At 46.4% G+C, this 20,383-nt stretch carries 18 protein-coding genes; all 18 read right to left on the bottom strand.

Going from position 1 to position 20,383, the window contains the following annotated elements; genetic code table 11:
- Positions 1–6: 6 nt before the first annotated feature.
- A complete protein-coding gene (gene fliL / locus OCU74_RS04890; RefSeq protein WP_087480509.1) occupies positions 7–513 on the bottom strand; it encodes a flagellar basal body-associated protein FliL in 507 nt (168 codons plus the stop codon).
- 37 nt (positions 514–550) lie between these two features.
- A complete protein-coding gene (locus tag OCU74_RS04885) occupies positions 551–2,566 on the bottom strand; it encodes a flagellar hook-length control protein FliK (RefSeq protein WP_087480508.1) in 2,016 nt (671 codons plus the stop codon).
- A 151-nt stretch (positions 2,567–2,717) separates the two neighbouring features.
- The gene (fliJ, locus tag OCU74_RS04880; RefSeq protein WP_087480507.1) at positions 2,718–3,158 is read right to left on the bottom strand and encodes a flagellar export protein FliJ; all 441 of its coding nucleotides are present in this window, start codon (positions 3,156–3,158) and stop codon (positions 2,718–2,720) included.
- 4 nt (positions 3,159–3,162) lie between these two features.
- A complete protein-coding gene (gene fliI / locus OCU74_RS04875; protein ID WP_087480506.1) occupies positions 3,163–4,488 on the bottom strand; it encodes a flagellar protein export ATPase FliI in 1,326 nt (441 codons plus the stop codon).
- On the bottom strand, positions 4,482–5,282 hold the full coding sequence (gene fliH / locus OCU74_RS04870; RefSeq protein WP_087480505.1) for a flagellar assembly protein FliH: 801 nt from the start codon (positions 5,280–5,282) through the stop codon (positions 4,482–4,484). The genes fliI and fliH overlap by 7 nt, the downstream gene beginning before the upstream one ends.
- Positions 5,283–5,304: 22 nt before the next feature.
- On the bottom strand, positions 5,305–6,351 hold the full coding sequence (fliG, locus tag OCU74_RS04865) for a flagellar motor switch protein FliG (protein ID WP_087480504.1): 1,047 nt from the start codon (positions 6,349–6,351) through the stop codon (positions 5,305–5,307).
- Positions 6,344–8,083, bottom strand: a complete 1,740-nt coding sequence (gene fliF / locus OCU74_RS04860; protein ID WP_087480503.1) for a flagellar basal-body MS-ring/collar protein FliF — start codon at positions 8,081–8,083, stop codon at positions 6,344–6,346. Before fliF ends, fliG begins: the two co-directional genes overlap by 8 nt.
- Before the next feature lie 25 nt (positions 8,084–8,108).
- Positions 8,109–8,420 (bottom strand): flagellar hook-basal body complex protein FliE, encoded by a 312-nt coding sequence (gene fliE, locus OCU74_RS04855; RefSeq protein WP_087480502.1) that lies wholly within the window; start codon positions 8,418–8,420, stop codon positions 8,109–8,111.
- A gap of 87 nt (positions 8,421–8,507) precedes the next feature.
- Positions 8,508–9,944: a sigma-54-dependent transcriptional regulator gene (locus OCU74_RS04850; RefSeq protein WP_087480501.1), complete on the bottom strand. Its 1,437-nt coding sequence runs from the start codon at positions 9,942–9,944 to the stop codon at positions 8,508–8,510.
- A gap of 2 nt (positions 9,945–9,946) precedes the next feature.
- The gene (locus OCU74_RS04845) at positions 9,947–11,002 is read right to left on the bottom strand and encodes a sensor histidine kinase (RefSeq protein WP_087480742.1); all 1,056 of its coding nucleotides are present in this window, start codon (positions 11,000–11,002) and stop codon (positions 9,947–9,949) included.
- A gap of 131 nt (positions 11,003–11,133) precedes the next feature.
- On the bottom strand, positions 11,134–12,603 hold the full coding sequence (locus OCU74_RS04840; RefSeq protein WP_087480500.1) for a sigma-54 dependent transcriptional regulator: 1,470 nt from the start codon (positions 12,601–12,603) through the stop codon (positions 11,134–11,136).
- A gap of 240 nt (positions 12,604–12,843) precedes the next feature.
- Complete coding sequence (gene fliS, locus OCU74_RS04835) at positions 12,844–13,254, bottom strand: flagellar export chaperone FliS (protein ID WP_087480499.1); 411 nt, start codon at positions 13,252–13,254, stop codon at positions 12,844–12,846.
- Positions 13,255–13,266: 12 nt separating this feature from the next.
- Positions 13,267–13,572 carry a flagellar protein FliT gene (locus tag OCU74_RS04830; protein ID WP_087480498.1) on the bottom strand — a complete coding sequence of 102 codons (306 nt, stop codon included), beginning with the start codon at positions 13,570–13,572 and terminating at the stop codon, positions 13,267–13,269.
- The gene (fliD, locus tag OCU74_RS04825) at positions 13,565–15,565 is read right to left on the bottom strand and encodes a flagellar filament capping protein FliD (protein WP_087480497.1); all 2,001 of its coding nucleotides are present in this window, start codon (positions 15,563–15,565) and stop codon (positions 13,565–13,567) included. The genes OCU74_RS04830 and fliD overlap by 8 nt, the downstream gene beginning before the upstream one ends.
- A 21-nt stretch (positions 15,566–15,586) precedes the next feature.
- A complete protein-coding gene (flaG, locus tag OCU74_RS04820) occupies positions 15,587–16,030 on the bottom strand; it encodes a flagellar protein FlaG (protein WP_087480496.1) in 444 nt (147 codons plus the stop codon).
- Positions 16,031–16,104: 74 nt separating this feature from the next.
- Positions 16,105–17,238, bottom strand: coding sequence for a flagellin (locus tag OCU74_RS04815; protein ID WP_087480495.1), 1,134 nt, complete (start codon positions 17,236–17,238; stop codon positions 16,105–16,107).
- 259 nt (positions 17,239–17,497) lie between these two features.
- Positions 17,498–18,631, bottom strand: coding sequence for a flagellin (locus OCU74_RS04810; RefSeq protein ID WP_087480494.1), 1,134 nt, complete (start codon positions 18,629–18,631; stop codon positions 17,498–17,500).
- 522 nt (positions 18,632–19,153) lie between these two features.
- Positions 19,154–20,287, bottom strand: coding sequence for a flagellin (locus tag OCU74_RS04805; protein ID WP_087480741.1), 1,134 nt, complete (start codon positions 20,285–20,287; stop codon positions 19,154–19,156).
- Between the last annotated feature and the right edge of the window lie 96 nt (positions 20,288–20,383).

Raw genomic sequence — 20,383 nt, 5'->3', positions numbered from 1 at the left:
CATCACCTATTGCATTACAAAATCAGTAAACAGAACTCTCTCAATAACCGGCTCGCCAACCGCTTTGGTCAGAGCCGTTTTAATGTCTTCGGTCGCTCTGTCACGTAATTCAATCCGACCATTCGGGGTTCGCAACTGCTCTACAGTTGCAGAAGCAAATGTTGAGAGAAGAGAACTTTCGATCAATGGAGAATGATAGCGCGCCATATTTTCATTCTGACTGCCCCGGACCATCAACTGTACTTTGATCTGAACCATCCGGTCACGCTTATCACCGGTTACATTGAATACAAACGGTTGAGGAAGACTGACATAAGCAACTGGCTCAGTCTGGGTATCAACATTCACTGTGCTCTGTTCGGCCGCCGCACTTTCCGACTCGTCATTCGATCCCATCAGAAAAAATGCTGCACCACCACCGACAACCAACAATACCACCAGCGCAATAATGATAATCAAAAGTTTCTTTTTACCACCCGATGCATTCTCTGCTACGTCGTTTTCATCTGCCATAATTATCTCTGAATGTGCAAAACACTAAATTTCAAATTTACGCGTAATAGCTGATACCATCACGCTTCATACCAACATTCAAATCAAGTTTAACACCTGTATCGGGATTATCCTCATGAAAAACCGAATCCTGACTTAACGATGCATGCTGGCCCGATTGTTCTCCACGTCCGGACGCTGCATAGCCTTGCTGCTGGTTACCGCTTCCCTGATGTTGCACCGATGTATCTCCCAACTGAACGCCTTGTTGCGATAACATATCTCTTAACCGGGGCATTGAATGTTCAAGCGCCTCTCTTGCCTGCGGAGTTGCCACGGTAAAATGAACGGTAGCAGCATCACCTGTCATATTCATTCGGATATGCATCCGCCCCAGTTCCGGCGGGTCGAGGCGAATATCGATGTTCTTCAGGTTTTTGGACATCATCATCTGGACCCGCTCAGATAGCTGATCGGCAGCCATTGCATCTTTTGCCAGATAAACAGATGAAGGATTCTGTGTGGCATCTGCCCGTAGGTTATTCTGCGTTGCGGAACCCTGCTGTCCACTGAGAGATGAGAGTTGTTGGGCAAAGTGACTGCCTTTCGAACTATCATCTGTCAGTTCACCCATGTGAATTCTTGAATCGCCTTTCTGCGGCAACCCGGCAGCCCGGTTACGAATCCATTGCTCAGTACCGGCAGCGCCTGCGGACAACGCCGCCTGTAATGCCGCCTGAGAAACAGCAGGATCGCCGGGAAGAACGGTACCACCATTCACGGAGATAGCCGAAGCATCACCATTTTGTGGCTGAGTTAACTGATTAACCGGAATATTAAGCGCTTGAGACTGTGGTTGGGGTATGGCATGAGTATGATGCCTGATATCCGATCTCAACGGTAAATCCTGAGCCAGAGACTGAAGCGATTTTTGTGCTAAAACCGCTTTATCTGAGTTTCCTTCTGCTCCGGCAGGAATAGCACCATCGAGCTGAGCCGCAGATAAATCAGCAGCATGTATATGTTCCAATCCGCTCATCTGCGCCACAGACTGGGCATCGGACAAACCTTGCTGGCCTGCAACCGGTATATTTTTGTCTGACAATTTATGCCCCCCGGAGAGAGCCTGTTCCGGGGATAATACCTGTTCCTGAGACAATGCTTCGATTGCATCCACATCTTTCTGCACGACTTTCCCGTATTCCTCAGACTCTTTAAGCTGATTTGTTGCTCCGGATGAAGCAAGTGATGCAGATACTACTATCGGTTCACCAGATTCATTCACCAGCCGGGAAATTTCAGCAGTGAGTTTATCTTCTCCGGGCTGGGAAGGGGATTCGGCAGAAGCTGTCTGTAATGACTGCGGATCAGAATAGACACGTTCAGGTTGAGCAATATGCTGCAAATCCACCGGAAGACCTTGGTCTGCCTCCGTTTTCTGCTGAGCATTTTTTCCTGACGGTACGGAATATTCGGTTATATCAGAAGCTGGCAACTTTTTGCCGTTTGGTGAAACAAGCTGCTTTTCAGAACCTTTTAACCGGGTCAGAACTGCCTCGCCTTCTCCCATAGCCCGCAATGCTGCTTCTTTCCCTGCAGATGAGTCATCTTGTCCCTGAGATTGTCGCAATACCGGAGATTCGGACGACTCTTGCGCAACGGTCCGGGGAAGTAAATCGGCTTTCTGGGCAACACCACCGTCCACCAATTTCTCATCGCTTACTTGTTCACCAGATACTTTACCAGTCGCTTTAGATACTTTGCCGTCTTCACCTATAACTTGAGCTTCATCATCCTGAGATAATAAGGCATCAGCCGAAATATCATCGCCATCAGCCAGATGAGACGAACCCTGAAGCGCCTTAGCATCTCCATCCTGTGTCACTTTTTTTCCGGAAGATGCCTCTTCCCCCTTAAATAAGGCAGCAAGTTTAGCAAAAAAACCGCCGGATTCTTCCGATGATTCAGAAACATCACCGACAACGGCATCGTCACTCACTGGCTCATCATTTCCTGCTTTAAGGTGCGACTGAGCTTTTTGTGTACCTGAAGAGGGAGTGAGGTTGATATTCATATCCAGTACTCTCGCAAACCAAACCTAAATTACGGTATTTGCTATCACAGACAAACGACCTTTATGATGAACTAGCAAGAAGTACGCCATATCCATCAAAAATATCTGTCCACTTCACGATAGGATCAGTCTAATGCTGCTGTTAAAAGGCTCAGAACAGCGCTTTGCGGGCATACTGAATTGTTGTAAATTCATCCAGTTGCTTCTGCTCTCTTTTCATTTCGGCGTTCTGTCTCTCTGTGCGTTTTTTCTCAATCAGCCATTCGTAGGAACGGCGTGTTTTACGCATCTCAAGCCAGTGCTCCCGGCAGTTTTCTACCTGATCGATAAAGTGCTGTTCAGCACTTCTTTGCTTGGCCAGAGTTTCATCAAGCTGGGTTAAAAAACGATTCAGATGTCCATACTGGCTGGCTGTCAAACCGGCTTTTCCCCGGTCAATCATCTGATGACAGTAGTCCAGACGATATTGCTCAATCTGTTTGACCTGATAGTAATAACCTTCAAGTTCCTGGCGCGCACTATTTAAAGCAAGAACCGCTTTTTCTTCATTCTCTTTGGACTGTTCCAGCAAAAATTCCAGCGCATTTTCCATGTTATTAAGACTCTATCTGCAGAACATTTTTCAACATACTGACGCACATATCATAAGGCACCGTATCTTTCATTCCCTGTTGCAGGAACATATCAATCTTCGGTTTCAGGGTGAAAGCCTGATCAATCGCCGGATCAGATCCCGGCTTGTATGCGCCGATAGAAACAAGATCCTGATTTTTGCGACAGACAGACAGGACTTGCCGGACCGCTTTCGACATCAACTGATGTTCATCAGTCGTGATCTGAGGCATAACCCGGCTGACTGATTTTTCAACATCAATAGCTGGATAGTGCCCGGCATCAGCCAGCTCCCGGGATAAAACAATGTGACCGTCCAGAATTGCCCGGGATGCATCAGCAATCGGATCCTGAAGGTCATCGCCTTCGGTCAGAACCGTAAAGAATGCCGTAATCGAACCTTGCCCTTCACTACCATTACCGGCCCGTTCAACCAATGCCGGTAATTTGGCAAAAACTGAAGGCGGATATCCTTTTGTCGCAGGAGGTTCACCGACAGAAAGCGCGATTTCCCGCTGTGCCTGAGCAAACCGGGTCAGAGAATCCATCAGTAACAAAACATCCAACCCTTGATCACGAAAGTATTCAGCAATTGTCAGTGCTGTCTGACATCCTTTCAATCGCATCAGAGGAGAAGCATCAGCAGGTGCAGCCACAACAACTGCACGCTGACGTCCATCGACACCAAGAATTTCGTCGATAAATTCTTTAACTTCCCGTCCACGTTCACCAATGAGTCCGACCACCACAACCTGAGCTGTCGTTCCCCGGGTCATCATTCCCAGAGTCACGGATTTACCGACACCAGAACCAGCAAAAAGCCCGATACGCTGACCTTTGCCAACCGTCAGTAATCCATTGACTGATTTCAGTCCGACATCCAGAGGTTCAGAAATAGGTTTACGGGAAAGCGGGTTGATTGAGACAGACTGAAACGATGCTTTATGTTCAGTATAAATCGGCCCCTCGCCATCAAGAGGAACCCCGACACCATCAATCACTCTTCCCAGAAGTTCCATACCGACAGGAACGCCGGTATCTTCATGCATCGGTGTAACTTTTGCGCCGGGTAAAATTCCGGAAACCTGTTCACTCGGCATCAGAAACAGATGGTCTCCGGAGAAACCGACGACTTCAGCTTCTATCTCACCACTCATTGTTTCTACTTTACACAAGCTGCCGATAGGCGCTTTACATCCGGTTGCTTCCAGAGTCAGGCCGACAACCCGAACCAGACGTCCCGAAGCAATCGGACGAGATGACAATCCCTGAACTTTATACTGTGCAAGACGGTCCTCTAACGCTAACACGCATCACCACCATGTCGGTTTGCTTCACAGAAGTTTTTCAGTGTTGTCCGGATCCGGTCTTCAATCCGGTAACTGACATTCGATTCTCCGGCCTCAATCTGAACATCTCCCCGATTGAGAGACGGCTCACTGATTAGAGTCCAGTGACGAAAATCCAGATTTTCTTCTCCGTAAGACTGACGAACAATCTCCACATCTTCCGGGTTCAGTTTCAGCGTAATCTCATGTCCGGTAACCGGAAGAGACTCAACCGAAGATTTTACTGTATCCAGAATCACCTGAGGATTCATCTGAACCTCAATACGGACAACCTCCCGGACCAGAGAAAGAACCATATCGACCAATTGACGTTCAACCTGTGCATTCATCAGAGCCAAAGGTTGGGCAAACTGGTTCGCCAGATTCACAAAACTGGCTACATGTTCGTCAATAATCTGCTGACCGGCAGCCAATCCATCATTTTGTCCGGCTTCCAGACCTTCCTGATGACCAGCCTGATAACCCTCTTCTTTCCCTTTATCGTAACCTTGTCTGAAACCCGCTTCCTGTCCCTGATGCAAACCTTCCTGATAAGCGCCCTGACGAATCAGCTCGATTTCTTCTTCCGTCAGTTCAAGCGGTTCCTCCTCAACTGAAGGTTCCATATCCGGCATCCATCCCGGATCATATTTCAGCGCTGTTTCTTTCGCACGACCGTGCTGCTCAGCGGTGTAATCCGGCAGTCCCCATACTTCGGCACTTTCAATATCAGCATCAGCTCCAGGACGTAAAAATCCGCGTTTTCTATCAGACATCGTGACTCCTTATACCAGCCAATCAGAGGAACTCATCTGCACCACCCGACAACATAATCTCACCGTTGTCAGCCATTCTCCGGGCAATCGCCAGAATTTCTTTTTGTGCAGCTTCCACATCCGATACTTTAATCGGTGGCATGGCTTCAAGGTCATCTTTAAGCATTTCAGAAGCACGTTTGGACATGTTTTTGAAGATTTTTTCTTTCAGGGTGTCATCAGCACCTTTGAGTGCTTTTTGCAGAACATCCTGCGGTACATCCCGCAATAGTTTCTGAATCCCCTGATCATCAACCTCAGCCAGGTTCTCGAAGACAAACATCAGATCCTGAATCTGAGTTGCCAGATCTTCATCCTGATCACGCATTTGCTCCATCAGGATGCCCTCAACATTATTGTCGAGATAGTTCATGATATCGGCAGCCGCTTTCAGACCACCAATTTTCGCTGCCTGTGCTCCCGCCTGTCCGGCAAACTGTTTCTCCATAATTTCATTCAGTTCAGCCAGAGCCGACGGCTGTACTTCTTCCAGATTCGCGATCCGCATCATCAGATCTAACCGATCCCGTTCGGCAAACTGCGCCAGAATTTCGGCAGACTGGTCAGGTTCGAGATAAGATAAAACAATGGTTTGGATTTGAGGGTGCTCGTTTACAATAATGCTGGCAACCTGACGTGGATCCATCCATTTCAGTGAGTCCAGACCTTTTGAGCCGGTTCCCAACAGAATTTGATCAACCAGGTTGTTGGCTTTATCTTCACCCAGCGCAGCAATCAATGCATTACGCATGAAGTCTTCGCTGCCCATACCAATATTGGTATATTTCTGAATATCTTCCAGAAACGCCCGGTGAACTGCACTCACCTTATCCTGACTCAGCTCACTGGAACGGGCCATGGCACTACCGACCCGCTGAACCTGCTTTGGCTCCAGATGACGAATGATACCGGCAGCATCTTCCTCATTCAGACTCAGTAACAGGATTGCAGCTTTCTCGTCTCCACTGATTGATGTGATATCAACTTCCTGTGGTACAAGAGCACCGCCGTTTTCTTTCTCATCAGCCATCGTTTAACATCCAATTTTTCACAACCTGAGCAGCCAGTTCCGGCTCATTAGCGACCAGAGCCCGCACTGCTTTCAGTACATCTTCATCTTTATGCAGGTTCGGCAGGTCGATAGTCGAACCGAACTCAAACAAATCCCCGGCTTCAATGTCTTCACCAATCAGGCTGGTTTCGCCATCAGCACCAATCGGCAGTCCATCCGGACCATAAAGCTGGTCTTCATCTTCACTTGCTGGATTGATAAGTTTTTTCATCGCAGGACGAACCAGAACAAGAATCACGACAATGATAACCAACGCACTTGCAAGCCAGCGAATCCAGTCACTAAAGTTCGGATTTTCCCAAATCGGCACATCAGCCAGTTGTGCCACTTCAGGCTCAGCAAACTGCATACTTAAGACGTTCAGTAAATCGCCTCGTTGTTCATTATAGCCAATCGCCCCGACCAGCACCTGACGCACAGCATTCAACTGGCTGTCAGATAATGGCTCATAGGTAATTTCTCCCGTATCCGGATTCACCCGCTCACGATCTTTGATTGCAACAGAAACGGTTTGACGATGAATAACACCTGTTTGTTTACGCTCATGACTCACAGTCGTATTCAGCTCATAGTTACGGGTCGCTTCTTTATGTACGGAACCCTGCCCTAATGTCGAGCCATCTTTCATTTGTGCAACATCTTCCGGAATTGAAGAGTCCGCCGGCGGCTGATTACTCAGTGCTCCGGGAACACCGGCAACGACATTGCCATTGTTGTAGTCTTCTAATGTATATTCACTTCGGGTGGATGATTTGTTCGGATCGAACTGGCGGCTCGTTTGCTCTACCGCACTAAAGTCCATTTGTACATCAACCTGAGCCGTATATTGCCCCAGTCCCAGAATAGGAATGAGAACAGAATCAATCTTATCCCGCAGAGCCTGTTCCTGTTTACGCTCCAGTTCCTGCTCTTTGCGACGTGCAGTTGACACTGGGTCTGCAGAACCTGAATTCAGCAAACGACCGTGTTGATCCGTCACAGTAATCCGGGTGGTTTTCATTCCCGGAACTGCACTGGCAACCATATCAACGATCGAATCAATTTCTTCCTGTTTCAGATTAGCGCCGGTTCTCAGAGTCAGAAAGACAGATGCTGATGCTTCCTGATTCTGGCGGACAAAAACACTTGATTTAGGCATGGCGAGTAACACGCGTGCTTTTCTCACCTGATTCATCGCTTCAATCGCTTTGGCTAACTGGCGTTCCCGGCTCAGTTTTAATCTCTCGATTTCAAGACGTTGCGATACACCAAACCCCATATCCTGAAGCAGAATATCGTCACCAGCCTGTTTATCCTGATTCAGACCAGCCCGGGCTAAATCCAACTTCAGACCACTGTATTCGGTGACAGGAACCAGAATCGTATTACCATCCAGTTTGTACTCTTTCTTGCCCTGATCGAGATAATCCAGAATTGGAATCAATTCCTCGGTGTCATAGGCACCCAGTGGACGCATTTCCGGTTCTTTCACCCAGAAAAACAGCATCATAATCAAAGCGACACAAATCGAGATGGAAAGGACGAGAACGACCTGACGAATCAGATCCAGATCTCCGACTGCAAAATCAAAGCGAGATGCGCTCTTCTCATCTAAATCCGGATCCTGATGTTCGACCGGCAAATCAGTATCTGCTGAAAGTGCACCACCATCTGCCAGGGTCAGGTCTGTCGATTGGTTATCTTCGGCCACGTTGCTTACCTACACTACTTACAAGTTATACCGGCATGTTCATCAGTTCTTTATAAGCATCAACCAGCTTATTCCGAACCTGGATTGTCGCATCAAATGCAACGCTTGCCTTATTCCGTGCAATCATCACATCAGACAGGGAAACACCTTCATCTCCCCGGTCAAAGCGGGTTTGCAGATTGCTTGAATTCTGTTGTAACCCGTTAACGTTATTGATCGCTTTACTAAGAAGGTCCCCGAAATCAGCACTCACCGACTGCCCGGTTGGTGTCGACGGTTTACCGGAAGCTTCCTGTATCATCGACTGCATTTCGCTTTGTAATCCATCTAATCTCATAAGTACCTCTGATAGCCAATTCTTTGACTCGTATAATCGTTGTCTATCTCTTATCCAGCAATTAGTGTGCCACTTGATATAAATACCCTAACCCGGGATTTCAATCCCCGCATCGCGCATCTTCGCCAGCTTATAACGTAATGTTCTCGGACTGATTCCCAACCGCTCGGCCATCTCTTTCCGGCGGCCTTTACACGCAATCAAAGTTTCGAGAATAATTGAGTATTCCTGATCCCGCAGTTCTCCGCCAAGATCAGAAATACTTGACTGATTTCTGACAGCTTCGCTCTGAGCCACTGTTTTGACAGTCGGTACTTCAGGCGTCGGGATCGATACAGGAGCAGATAAAGGCCGATCATTTTCAACCAGTTTCTGAAGGCTTCCGGCATCTTTCCAGTCGACACCTTCCAGTAGAATATGCTCTTCGGCAATATTCCCGTTTTCACTCAGAATGAGCGCTCTCTGAATCACATTATCCAGTTCCCGAACATTACCGGGCCACGGATAAGACAGCAGTTTTTCGACAGCAGAAGGCATCATGCGAGGAACGGCAATCCCCAGCTTTTTACAATTTCGTTCAACCAGATGCTGCGCCAAAGGCTCAATATCACCCTGCCGATCCCGCAGAGCTGGCCAGGAAATCGGAAACACGTTCAGACGATAATATAAATCTTCCCGGAAATTTCCTTCCTGAACGTAAGTCTTTAAATCCCGGTTACTGGTCGCCAGCACCCTGACATCCAGTTGAATACTTTTACGACTGCCCAGACGTTCGACTTCTCTTTCCTGTAAAACCCGCAGTAACTTCGCCTGCAGATTCAAATCCATCTCGCTGATTTCATCGAGCAGAATAGTTCCGCCCTGAGCCTGCTCAAATTTACCGGGACAAGCCTGAATCGCTCCGGTAAAAGCGCCTTTTTCATAACCGAACAGCGTTGCTTCCAGCATATTATCCGGAATCGCTGCACAGTTGATGGCAACAAAAGGCCCGTCCTTGCGTTGGGAAGCATTATGGATGTAGCGGGACATCACTTCTTTCCCAGAGCCACTCGGTCCCAGAATCATGACGTTCGCATCTGTTTTGGCGACTTTATCTGCCAAAGCCAGCAATTTCACACTCTTTTCATCAGCAACAACAGCATCACCATTGTCATCAGATTTGACCGGCGCATAGCGACTGACCATATTCAACAGGACTTCAGGCGCAAATGGCTTTGCCATATAGTCGATGGCACCTTCTTTCATTGCAGCAACGGCATCTTCAATATTGGCATAAGCAGTCATAAGCAGAACCGGAAGGTTTGGCCAATGCTGTTTGATATTACGCAACAATGCCAGTCCGCCCATACCGGCCATCTGCACATCAGAAACAACAATATCTACAGACTCTGTTTTCAGTTTAACCAAAGCCTCTTCGGCACAATCAGCTTCGACCCACTCATAACCGGCCAGAGCTAAGGTATCCACTAATGCTTCACGTAAACCTTCATCATCTTCAACAATCAGTACTTTGCTCTGAGCCATGATTACTCTCCTGTCTCTGAATTCTCATGAGAAACCGTCCGTTCCAGAGGAATGCACATCGTGAAACACGCACCATCTCCTTCTTCAGAAATCAATTCAAGATGCCCGTCGTGTGCACGACAAACCATCTGGACAACCGCGAGCCCCAGACCCGTTCCCTGAGAACGTGTCGTAAAAAAAGGCTCCATAATTTTATTTTGCATTGATTCGGGAATTCCCGGCCCGTTATCCTGCACCGAAATTTTCAGCACCCCCTGAACCGGACGGAAAAAGACATCGATCTGAGCGCCTTTCCCCGTGTTCTGAATCGCATTCATCACCAAATTGCTCAATGCAGAAGCAATCGCATTCGGATTTCCTAAAAGAGAAATTTCCGGTTGCTCGACCTCCTGCCCATAGTCGATCTGATGGCTTTGTATTGCTGTTTCCACCATCGGATAAAATTCCCGGACCAGTTCATCAAGTGTAAAAGGTTTAACGACTTTATTATCGCCTCCTTTGGCAAACAACAACATATCGTTCACCTGCTTATCCAAATCATGCAGCCGATCCATCAACTTGGTTTGAAAACGTTCGCGTGTTGCATTAGGTAGATGAGGTGCAGCAAGGTTTGATGCATACAACATGGCACTGGATAGCGGCGTACGAACCTGGTGAGCCAGTGAAGCGACCATCCGTCCCAGCGAAGAGAGCCGCTGTAAGTCACTCACCCGAGCCTGAAGCAGACGAGTCTCAGTTAAATCGGTAATTAATATCAACTGACCGGTTGATGAAGCAGAAATAGCTAAGCGGACTTTCCGCCCATTGCGCAGAGAAATTTCGTGTCCGTCATCTTCTTTTGGCGCAAAGGCAGCCTGAATCACAGCATACCACCGCTCACCGACCAACGGGACTTCCAGTAACCGGACCGCTTCAGGATTTGCCTCCCGAACAATTCCCTGAGTATCCAGCAAAATAACGCCGGCAGGCATGACATCAAGTACCTGTTTATATCGCTCAACCTGATCCTCGATAGAATCAAGATGAGAAAGTTGTGTCTGAGCCTGAGATTCTTGCATATTGGTTTTCTGTTCTGTCAAAACAACAATAGCCTGAAAGCAAGAAGCGTTCCAGGCCATTTTATGTAAAAAATTCAATAAATTAAGTACAAACAAAAAACAAATGACAATATATTGACTATTTTCTGACGCTAGCGATTCATATTGTACTTCTTCATTTTCTCAACCAATGTCGTTCTGCGCATTCCCAACATATCGGCGGCACGGGCAACAACACCATCCTGAGCATCCAACGCCTGATTGATCAAATTGACTTCAAGCTCAGCCAGTAACTCTTTCAGATTAACTCCTTCCGGTGGGAGTGACTGAGGTGCATTAACATGATTCATTAGTTCCTGTTCAACATCGCTCAGTTGAAAATCCTCTGAAAAAATATCAGCTAAAACATCACGTTCCTGCTCTTCAATACTACTGAAACGACTCACTTCCGGCTGGAATTCAGGAATATCGCTGTAGCGATATTTGGTTGGCAAATGATTAACATCAACCAGACTGTTAGGATAAAGAATGATCATCCGTTCAACCAGATTCGCCAGTTCCCGGACATTGCCCGGCCAGTCGTGTTCCATCAGGGAATGAACCGCTCTTGGCGTAAAGCATATCGGCGAAGCGCCTTCCGACTCCATTCGCGTCAGCAATTCCTGTATCAACAACGGAATATCGTCTTTACGTTCTTTCAGAGCCGGCATTTCAATCGGAAACACATTCAAACGGTAATAAAGGTCTTCCCTGAACGATTCTTTATCGATCATCGACTCCAGATTACGGTGTGTTGCGGCAATGACCCGGACATTGACTTTAATTGTCGTATTGCCTCCTACTCGCTCAAAACAACGCTCTTGCAATACACGTAACAACTTCACCTGCATCGCCATCGGCATATCACCGATTTCATCCAGAAATAAAGTTCCGCCTTCCGCCAGTTCAAACCTGCCTTTCCGGGCCGTCAATGCGCCGGTAAAAGCACCTTTTTCATGCCCGAAAAGCTCACTTTCCAGCAAGTCAGCCGGGATGGCGCCACAGTTAATCGGAACAAAAGGCCCGTTACGTCGCGGTGAATGGTAGTGTACATTGCGGGCGACCACTTCTTTCCCTGTGCCGGATTCACCCAGAATCAGTACATTCGCATCCGTGCCGGAAACCTGTTCAATCAAATGACGGACTTCCTGAACACCTGAACTTTGCCCGACCAGACTTCGAAATAGCGTATTTTTACGTCCGGAAGCAAAAACAGAAATGCCCTTCCGGCCTAAGAAATCTTTACAGTGCCGCAACGCTTCGGTCAGTTGAGGGTAATTGAGCGGGAAATCAAGTTCTCCAACATAATTGGAGAAAGATTCCAGAGAATAAGGCTGTTGATCCATCATCAGCAGTGGAATATGACTAACATCCTTTAACCGCCCCTGAAGCGTATCGGTAAGATGTCCATCATTGAATGAGCCTAAAATAAAACCGGCCCATATTGCAGACCAATCAATCTGCTCAAACTGAGACGACTCGATCACCTCACAGGGTTCACCCACAAAATCCAAAATAATACTGATTTGCCGGCGAATCGCAGGATCATCCTCAATCACGAGCAGTTTCGCTAAACCTTGCATAGGTAAGTATATTTGCCTTCATCCATTAGGTTATTGTTACTGTTGAATTCCTATTTTTATGATTTGAGGAGCAGTTCATTCACCAGCTCTCTAGATAAACAATAGACAAAAATTCAAACCACCAGCAACAAAAAAGCCACTAATCTATAGTGATAGTGGCTTCTATTCTATTGAATTCAAAAAATATGGCAATACGAAGCAGCACTCAATCGTCGATTGAGTGAGATGCTTCCAATAAACTTACATTCCTACTTCAGATGAAGTGAGATGATGATATTCTGCGGGAATCTGATCCCACGCGGATTTAATTTCCCGAATGATATCAATCACATCATCAAGCAATTGAGGTTCATTGAGATGGTTGGCCTGAGTTATCTGGGTAATAACAAACTCATAAAGCTGGTCCAGATTTCTGGCAATATCGCCACCATCATCCATAGATAAGCAGCTACGCAAACTAATAACAATATCCAAGGCTTTGCCTAAACGTTCACCTTTGACAGGGATATTACCTTGTATCATTGCCGCTTTAGCTTGTATCAGGCGCTCGATCGCTCCAGCCATCAGCATCTGTACGACTTTATGCGGTGAGGCCGCACTGAGCTGGCTGTCCACTGATACTTTTTTGTAAGCCTGTAAAGAACCACGCATAGTCTTCCTCTTTCATAAAAACTTCTTGTACTGCTGAACAGATTTATTTCCATACCGGTACTTTTGTAATGATTTCCCGATACCTGATGTTTTCAGTTGCATCTCTTCAACAAGTCGTTGGGTACGCTTAATTGCATGCTGCCACGACTCAGAACGCAAGAACTGTTGATTTTCTGACGCTTCCTGAATCAATACCTGCAATATCTGATCCCTTTTATCGACTAACTGATGAATTACTTCAGTGTTTATTTCTTCAGCCTGAAGTAATTCATCAATTTCGTGATCAAGATCACTTAGCCGATTCAAGTTATCATCCATTTGACGGACCTAATGCGTTCATCATACCTGAAAGCTGGCTCTGCATCTTGCTTGTTGCATCCTGCATTGCCAGAAATTTATCGTGAGTACGCTGTTCTAACGTATCCATACGGCGATTCAGTGACTCCTGATCACCATCCAGACGACGATTCTGCTCAACCATACTGTTCTCCCGGGTACGGAGAGAACCGGTTACACCCGTCATGTTCTGAATCGCATCTTCAACCCTTTTCGCGAAACCGTCCCGTCCGCCAAAAAAATCACCGAGCTTATCAAAGTTGTTATTCAGTTGCCGGGTCAGCATATCTTCATTTATTTCCAACGTTCCCTGCCGGGTCGTTGTAATACCAAATTCTGTCAGACTTTTCAGATTTTCCGGAGCCTGACGGATCTGGGAAGAGAAAACTCGTTTCAAACGGGAATCCGCATTGCGGACCACACTATCACCGGCTAGCGGACCTGCTTCTCCGGTTTGCGGATCGACATTTGATAATTCTTTGGACAGTTGATAAAACTGATTGTATGAATCGACAAATTGATGAATATCATCTCTGACCGTATCCCGGTCATACTCAATATCGATTTCTGCCGGAGGCTGATTGGATTTGGTTTTCCCTTTTACGGTCAGGTCAACACCATCAATCGCATTTTCAATAACATTATTGTTGCTTGAAAGGGTCGCGACACCATCCAGCATCACTTTCGCATCCTGAGCAGCCTGAACTTCAGACATACCCTGATAAGCGTCAAAAGCATCCTGAGCAGCTTGCAGCTCAGACTGTACTTTTTCAATATTCTCAATATAAGCCCGCTCTTCAGGAGAAAGTTTCGCACGTTCCTGTGCTTTCGCTTCTTCTGGTGTCATTGCACCGGAACGCACTGCGGATTCAATTTCAGCTTCTTCCTGAGATAACTTATCCCGAAGTTTTGCCTGAGCTTCTTTAGGAGTGACATATGAATCGTATAATGTTCCCGAAGCTGTATTTGACCACCCCGGAACATCTCCCGATTTATCAATAGCACTCTGATCCAGTTCTGCTTCCGGCTCCTGATAAGAATCTAGCAGTGTTCCGGATGCAGTTTCACTCCAACCGGGAATGCGCTCTTCCGGCCGAACGTAATCCTGTGCTTTTTTGGCGGCATCCGCAACTGCACTAACCGCTGTATCCGGTAATTCGCCAGCAGTTGAACCGTCGGATTGTGCCTTTTCAGCAGCCTGACGGATTTCGTCGGCAACAGACTGATCAACCGCCCGGGCTGCAGTTTCTAATTTCTCTGCAACTTTTCCGGCGATTTTCTGTTGTTCAGGAGTGAGGGGTGTAATGAGTTGCTGAGCCTGAGAACGTGCCTTTTCTAAGTCTTTCACACGTTGTTCAAGCGTTTTATATTCTAGCTGTTTTAAAGTACTTCCCTTCGGTGCGTCCGAATGAATCTGTATCTTATTTTCCTCGCCGGACTGGTTTGCAGCGACAATAAGACGAGGACCATTGATATCATTGATGACAGAAGCCCGGACTCCCGGATTTCCCTTAGCAGAGTTAATACCATTGACCACATCTTTCAGGCGGGAATCCGATTGAACATCAACCGAAAAACTACGATTCCCTAACGAAATATGCAGCTTACCCGGCCCAAATTTCGTATCTTCCGCAAAAACGTTAGATGCGACCTTGTGGCTTTGAGCAAGCTGCAACACATCGATAGCGTATCTTCCTGCAATAGCATCCGTCGTCGCTGTTGCTGATACGACACTTTCATTGGTCGTATCAACTTTTCGTAATGCAAACGCCTCTTTCTGACGAAAGTTCGTCATCAGCGTTTTCATCGTATCCAGCGACTCCCTGAGTCGGCCGTAGGCACTAATACTGGCATTATTCTGCGTCCGCTGACTATCGATCCGTTGCTGCTTGGGAACACGCTCCGAATCGACAATCTTGCTGACCATGGCATTTATATCCATGCCAGAATTCATCCCTACCGGGCCCAGACTCATCCAATCACCTCAAAAATAACGTTACACTTTGGTCATCAGAAGACCGGACCGATGTTCCTGGTCTCTGGCCAAGCGTCGCAAGACAACAAGTATCTCTTCTTCCGGAATCTGACGGATAACATCACCGGTATCGGCTTCGTAAATCGTCACCACATCCCGTCCGGACTCTTCATCAACCCGAAACGATAAACCTTTATTTAGTGAAGAAACAAATTCATGCATCTGCTCCATCACTTTGGCTCGCTGTTCTTCGTTAATGCGCTTCCGCTCTTTTGACAGTTTTTCTACTGCCTGAGCGGAATCGGCTTGCCGCTCTTTCACATCTTCGGCAAGTTTGTCCATACGTTCTGCTTCTTTATTCACAGAAACACTTCTTGCACTATCACTATCATTCTCTGAAGCAATTTTAGTGCCATTTTGTGAGCCGTAAGGCTGGATGTTCGATGTGTAGGATGAAACTTCCATAACAATCTCCCTTCCACCTCATTGGGTTCAAATCGTTAGACTACTTTGACCCCAAGCTCAAAATAGTCCATCGATTACCCCAATAGACTAAGAGCTGCAGATGGAGCCTGCTTCGCCTGAGCCAGTACCGAAGTACTTGCCTGCTGCAGAATTTGAGACTTGGTCATCTGCGTTGTTTCTTTTGCATAGTCAGTATCTTTAATCCGACTCCGTGATGCATTCACGTTTTCGTTGATGTTTTCAAGGTTACTGATTGCATGTCCGAAACGGTTCTGGAATGCCCCTAAAGATGCACGCTGACTATCGACAGACTTCAGTGCACCATCAATAACAGAAACAGCCAGTTGGGAACCACCGACAGTTGAGACATCAACACTCTGAACAGTTATATCCTGCCCTGCACCAAAACCAATTTCAGATCCCAGTCCACCACCAACAGAGACATCTCCGGTCACTCTCTGTGAAGAAGCAAATAACTGCAATTTGCCGCCTTCAGCAACAGAAGCCTGAATATCTCCATTTTGTCCGTTAATGTAGGTAGCGACTTCTTCCAGATCGTCGCCAGCCTTCGCATTAATAGTCAATTCCTGTGCTTCTCCTTGTTTATTAGTATAACTCAAGGTGAGATCAGTTGCGCCAGAAGAGACTCTCCAATCTGACGTTTTACCTTCTTCAGCAACATATGCCCGACCACCCATATCGGCTGTATCAGAACGCATATTACCCATAGTTAAAGAAACAGCTTCACCGGAATCGGCACCGATCTGGAAAGATTTACTACCAAAGCTACCATTCAGAAGCTTGTTACCACCAAAAGATGTGGTTTCTGCGATCCGGTTCAGTTCATCATTCAAAGCCGAAACTTCTTCCTGAATAGCTTTACGCTCCGAACTCGAGTTAGAACCATTGGAAGATTGCAGTGACAAGTCTCTCATCCGCTGCAAAATCGATGTGGTCTCATTCATTGCCCCTTCAGCAGTTTGGGCAATTGAAATCCCATCGTTGGCATTTCTGACCGCCATATCCAACCCACGACTTTGTGAGGTTAAGCGGTTCGAAATCTGCATACCGGCAGCATCGTCCTTCGCACTATTAATACGATAGCCGGAAGACAGCCGCTCCATCGATTTTTGAGCACCGTCCGCAGCATTATTCAAATAACGCTGCGCGGTCATCCCCGATATATTGGTATTTACACTAATTGGCATATTGATCTCCTTTAACGGACAGTTGATGCGCTTCCGTGTCTCTCACCTCACTTCCGCACATCTCATTTCTCTCGATCCTGTTAACGGCGAGGCATCTATATCCTTTAGGAAATTTTTAATTTTTTTTTATTTAATGTGCTTATCGTGTAAAAAATGTGATCTGCTTAAAATTTACCCGTCCCTGATTCACTGATCCTGAATACAAAAAAATCCAGCCGAAGCTGGATTTTTAACTGAGATTGATTTTTCTGCTGAAACCTTATCCAAGCAAGCTTAATGCTGAGTTTGGCGCCTGCTTGGCCTGTGCCAGAATAGAGCTTGATGCCTGTGACAGAATCTGAGACTTGGTCAATGCAGTGGTTTCTTTCGCAAAGTCGGTATCTTTGATCCGGCTCTTCGATGCATTCACATTTTCATTGATGTTATCCAGGTTACTGATTGCATGCTCGAAACGATTCTGGAATGCACCCAGTTCAGCACGGTGACTATCTACATATTTCAGTGCAGAGTCGATGATTGCGACAGATTGTTGTGCTCCGCCGATACTGGTGACATCAATGGTATCAACCGTTACATTATCACCTTCACCAAGACCCAGCTCACCGGCTAATGCACCACCAAATGAGACTTCACCATTAACTTTATTGTTACCGGCAAAGATTTGCAGTTTACCATCCTGATCAACAGAGGCATTTACCACATCTGTCTGACCGTTGATGTATGTTGCAAGTTCTTCGATATCATCACCAGCTTTGGCTGAGATAGCGATAGTCTGTTCTTGTCCATCTTTATCAACCAGATTGATCTGGAGGTCATTTTGTCCGGCTTGAACAGACCAGTCTTTATTCTGACCATTTTCGGCGACGTAACTGGTACCACCCATTTGTTGATTGTCACTACGCATATCTCTCAGGTTCAGCATCACGGCTTCACCACTGTCAGCACCAATCTGGAATGATTTAGTCTGGAAAGTACCATTTAATAGTTTGTTACCACCAAAAGATGTTGTTTCTGCAATCCGGTTCAGTTCATCATTCAATGCTGTAACTTCTTCCTGGATTGCAACCCGTTCTGATTTAGAGTTTGAACCATTCGCTGATTGCAGTGACAAATCACGCATACGTTGCAGAATGTTGGTAGTTTCGTTCATCGCCCCTTCAGCAGTTTGAGCAATAGAGATACCATCGTTTGCGTTACGTACGGCGACCCCTAACCCACGACTCTGAGCACTTAAGCGGTTAGAAATTTGCAAACCCGCTGCATCATCTTTAGCACTATTAATTTTAAAGCCAGATGATAAACGTTCCATTGATGTATTTTGGGCTTTAGTTGCCGCGTTCAGGTAACGTTGTGCGGTCATTGCTGATACGTTTGTGTTTACATTTACTGCCATGATGACTTCTCCAATTGATTTTCCGATGTTTCCGGTTTCCGACGTCTCGGAAAACCAAGTAGCTCTCTCAAAGTTACTTTTATTAACGACGTCAATGGAAAAACCTTAAGTATTTTTTTAGATTTTTTTTGATAAAAAAGAAAATGGAGCAAGGAATGAGCAAAGGATCAAATTCACTGCATTTTTTGCTAAAGGCTTCCTTGATTCGGACGATAACGAACGTTTCTCTATTTTCAGTCATTCAGCATAAGCAGTACCTGCATATTTACTTTGATGTCGGATTACACGGTTTTCCGCTTCCGGCTACCTATCATTATTTCGTATTGTATTCCCATAGCTTCAGGATACCGTTTCCGTGAAAATGACGGAATCGGGATAAAGCAACACAGGTCCATACATTCAATGTAAGACCATAAGCGCTGTCAGAGCGACACAGAATTGCATCTGTTTCACTTCAGGCACAACAAGTTGCCTCAGGGCATATTGCTAAACTCAATACACCTTCACTATCTCAAAACTTCACTATCTTAATAAATATAAAGCCATATTGGGTTGCCTCTTAGCCTGAGCCAGAATCGACATACTGACCCGCTGTAAAATAAGCTGCTTCATATTCTGGGTCGCTTCCCGTGCATAATCCGTGTCCCGGATGCGGCTTCTGGAAGCAGACAGATTTTCATGGATGTTATCTAAATTCTGAATTGCATGGCCGAAACGATTCTGAAACGCACCGAGTTCAGCCCGGTTCTTATCAACAAACGATAAAGCAGTATCCAGTACAGAGACTGCTCTCTGAGCACCTCCGGCCTGAGAAATGTTGAGATTCGCGACCGATTCATAGCCCATGACTTCCATCTGCAATTCACTGGCGAGAGAACCGCTGAAATCAATCGTCCCGGACGTTTCTTTACCCGCCATAAAAATCTGGAGCTGTCCCCGTTCATTGACCGAGGCTGAAACCAAATCAGTCTGACCGTTAATATAGGTAGCTAACTGCTCGATATCGTCGCCTCGTTTTGCTTCAATATCGATTTGTCGCTCTTCACCACTGGCATCAACGAAACGCATTGTGAGTTGATTCTGCTCCGGCTGAACCTGCCAGCCGGGCGGAGGCACTCTGACAGATAAATAGCTAAACCCTCCCATGTCCAGCGTATCCGTTCGCATATTACTTAAGGAAAGTTGTACCGCTTCACCGGAACTGGCTCCAATCTGAAAAGAAGAGGTGCCAAAAGTTCCATTCAGTAACTTTCTGCCACCAAACGAAGTTGTCTCTGCAATTCGGTTTAGCTCATCATTCAGAGCGACATATTCTTCCTGTAACGCCTGCCGATCGGCTTTGGAGTTAGAGCCATTAGCCGATTGCAGTGCCAGATCCCGCATACGCTGTAGTAATGAAGTACTCTCCTGCATCGCGCCTTCCGCGGTCTGCATAATAGAAATACCATCATTCGCATTCCTGACTGCAACATCTAATCCCCGCATTTGTGTGCTCAGGCGATTCGAAATCTGCAATCCAGCCGCATCATCTTTTGCATGATTGATACGATAACCGGAAGACAAACGCTCCATCGCCTGTGACCAGGCATTATTAGCCTGATTCACGTAGTGCTGGGCCAGCAATGCCGAAATATTGGTATTGACTGTAATTGCCATAAATTCACCTAAATCACTCAGGATTTCCCCCCTATCGGTGTTTTCAGTGATATCTTTAGCTAAAAAAACCGGACGCTCTGGTCCGGTCACAATTTA

This window comes from Vibrio mangrovi (assembly GCF_024346955.1).
GTDB lineage: Bacteria > Pseudomonadota > Gammaproteobacteria > Enterobacterales > Vibrionaceae > Vibrio > Vibrio mangrovi.
Note: the sequence above shows the minus strand (reverse complement) of the source record. Positions and strands in the feature narration are given on the sequence as shown.

Coding starts and splice junctions, on each gene's coding strand:
- fliL (WP_087480509.1), bottom strand. CDS start 513: ATGGCAGATGAAAACGACGTAGCAGAGAATGCATCGGGTGGTAAAAAG.
- OCU74_RS04885 (WP_087480508.1), bottom strand. CDS start 2,566: ATGAATATCAACCTCACTCCCTCTTCAGGTACACAAAAAGCTCAGTCG.
- fliJ (WP_087480507.1), bottom strand. CDS start 3,158: ATGGAAAATGCGCTGGAATTTTTGCTGGAACAGTCCAAAGAGAATGAA.
- fliH (WP_087480505.1), bottom strand. CDS start 5,282: ATGTCTGATAGAAAACGCGGATTTTTACGTCCTGGAGCTGATGCTGAT.
- fliG (WP_087480504.1), bottom strand. CDS start 6,351: ATGGCTGATGAGAAAGAAAACGGCGGTGCTCTTGTACCACAGGAAGTT.
- fliE (WP_087480502.1), bottom strand. CDS start 8,420: ATGAGATTAGATGGATTACAAAGCGAAATGCAGTCGATGATACAGGAA.
- OCU74_RS04850 (WP_087480501.1), bottom strand. CDS start 9,944: ATGGCTCAGAGCAAAGTACTGATTGTTGAAGATGATGAAGGTTTACGT.
- OCU74_RS04845 (WP_087480742.1), bottom strand. CDS start 11,002: ATGCAAGAATCTCAGGCTCAGACACAACTTTCTCATCTTGATTCTATC.
- OCU74_RS04840 (WP_087480500.1), bottom strand. CDS start 12,603: ATGCAAGGTTTAGCGAAACTGCTCGTGATTGAGGATGATCCTGCGATT.
- fliS (WP_087480499.1), bottom strand. CDS start 13,254: ATGCGTGGTTCTTTACAGGCTTACAAAAAAGTATCAGTGGACAGCCAG.
- OCU74_RS04830 (WP_087480498.1), bottom strand. CDS start 13,572: ATGGATGATAACTTGAATCGGCTAAGTGATCTTGATCACGAAATTGAT.
- fliD (WP_087480497.1), bottom strand. CDS start 15,565: ATGAGTCTGGGCCCGGTAGGGATGAATTCTGGCATGGATATAAATGCC.
- flaG (WP_087480496.1), bottom strand. CDS start 16,030: ATGGAAGTTTCATCCTACACATCGAACATCCAGCCTTACGGCTCACAA.
- OCU74_RS04815 (WP_087480495.1), bottom strand. CDS start 17,238: ATGCCAATTAGTGTAAATACCAATATATCGGGGATGACCGCGCAGCGT.
- OCU74_RS04810 (WP_087480494.1), bottom strand. CDS start 18,631: ATGGCAGTAAATGTAAACACAAACGTATCAGCAATGACCGCACAACGT.
- OCU74_RS04805 (WP_087480741.1), bottom strand. CDS start 20,287: ATGGCAATTACAGTCAATACCAATATTTCGGCATTGCTGGCCCAGCAC.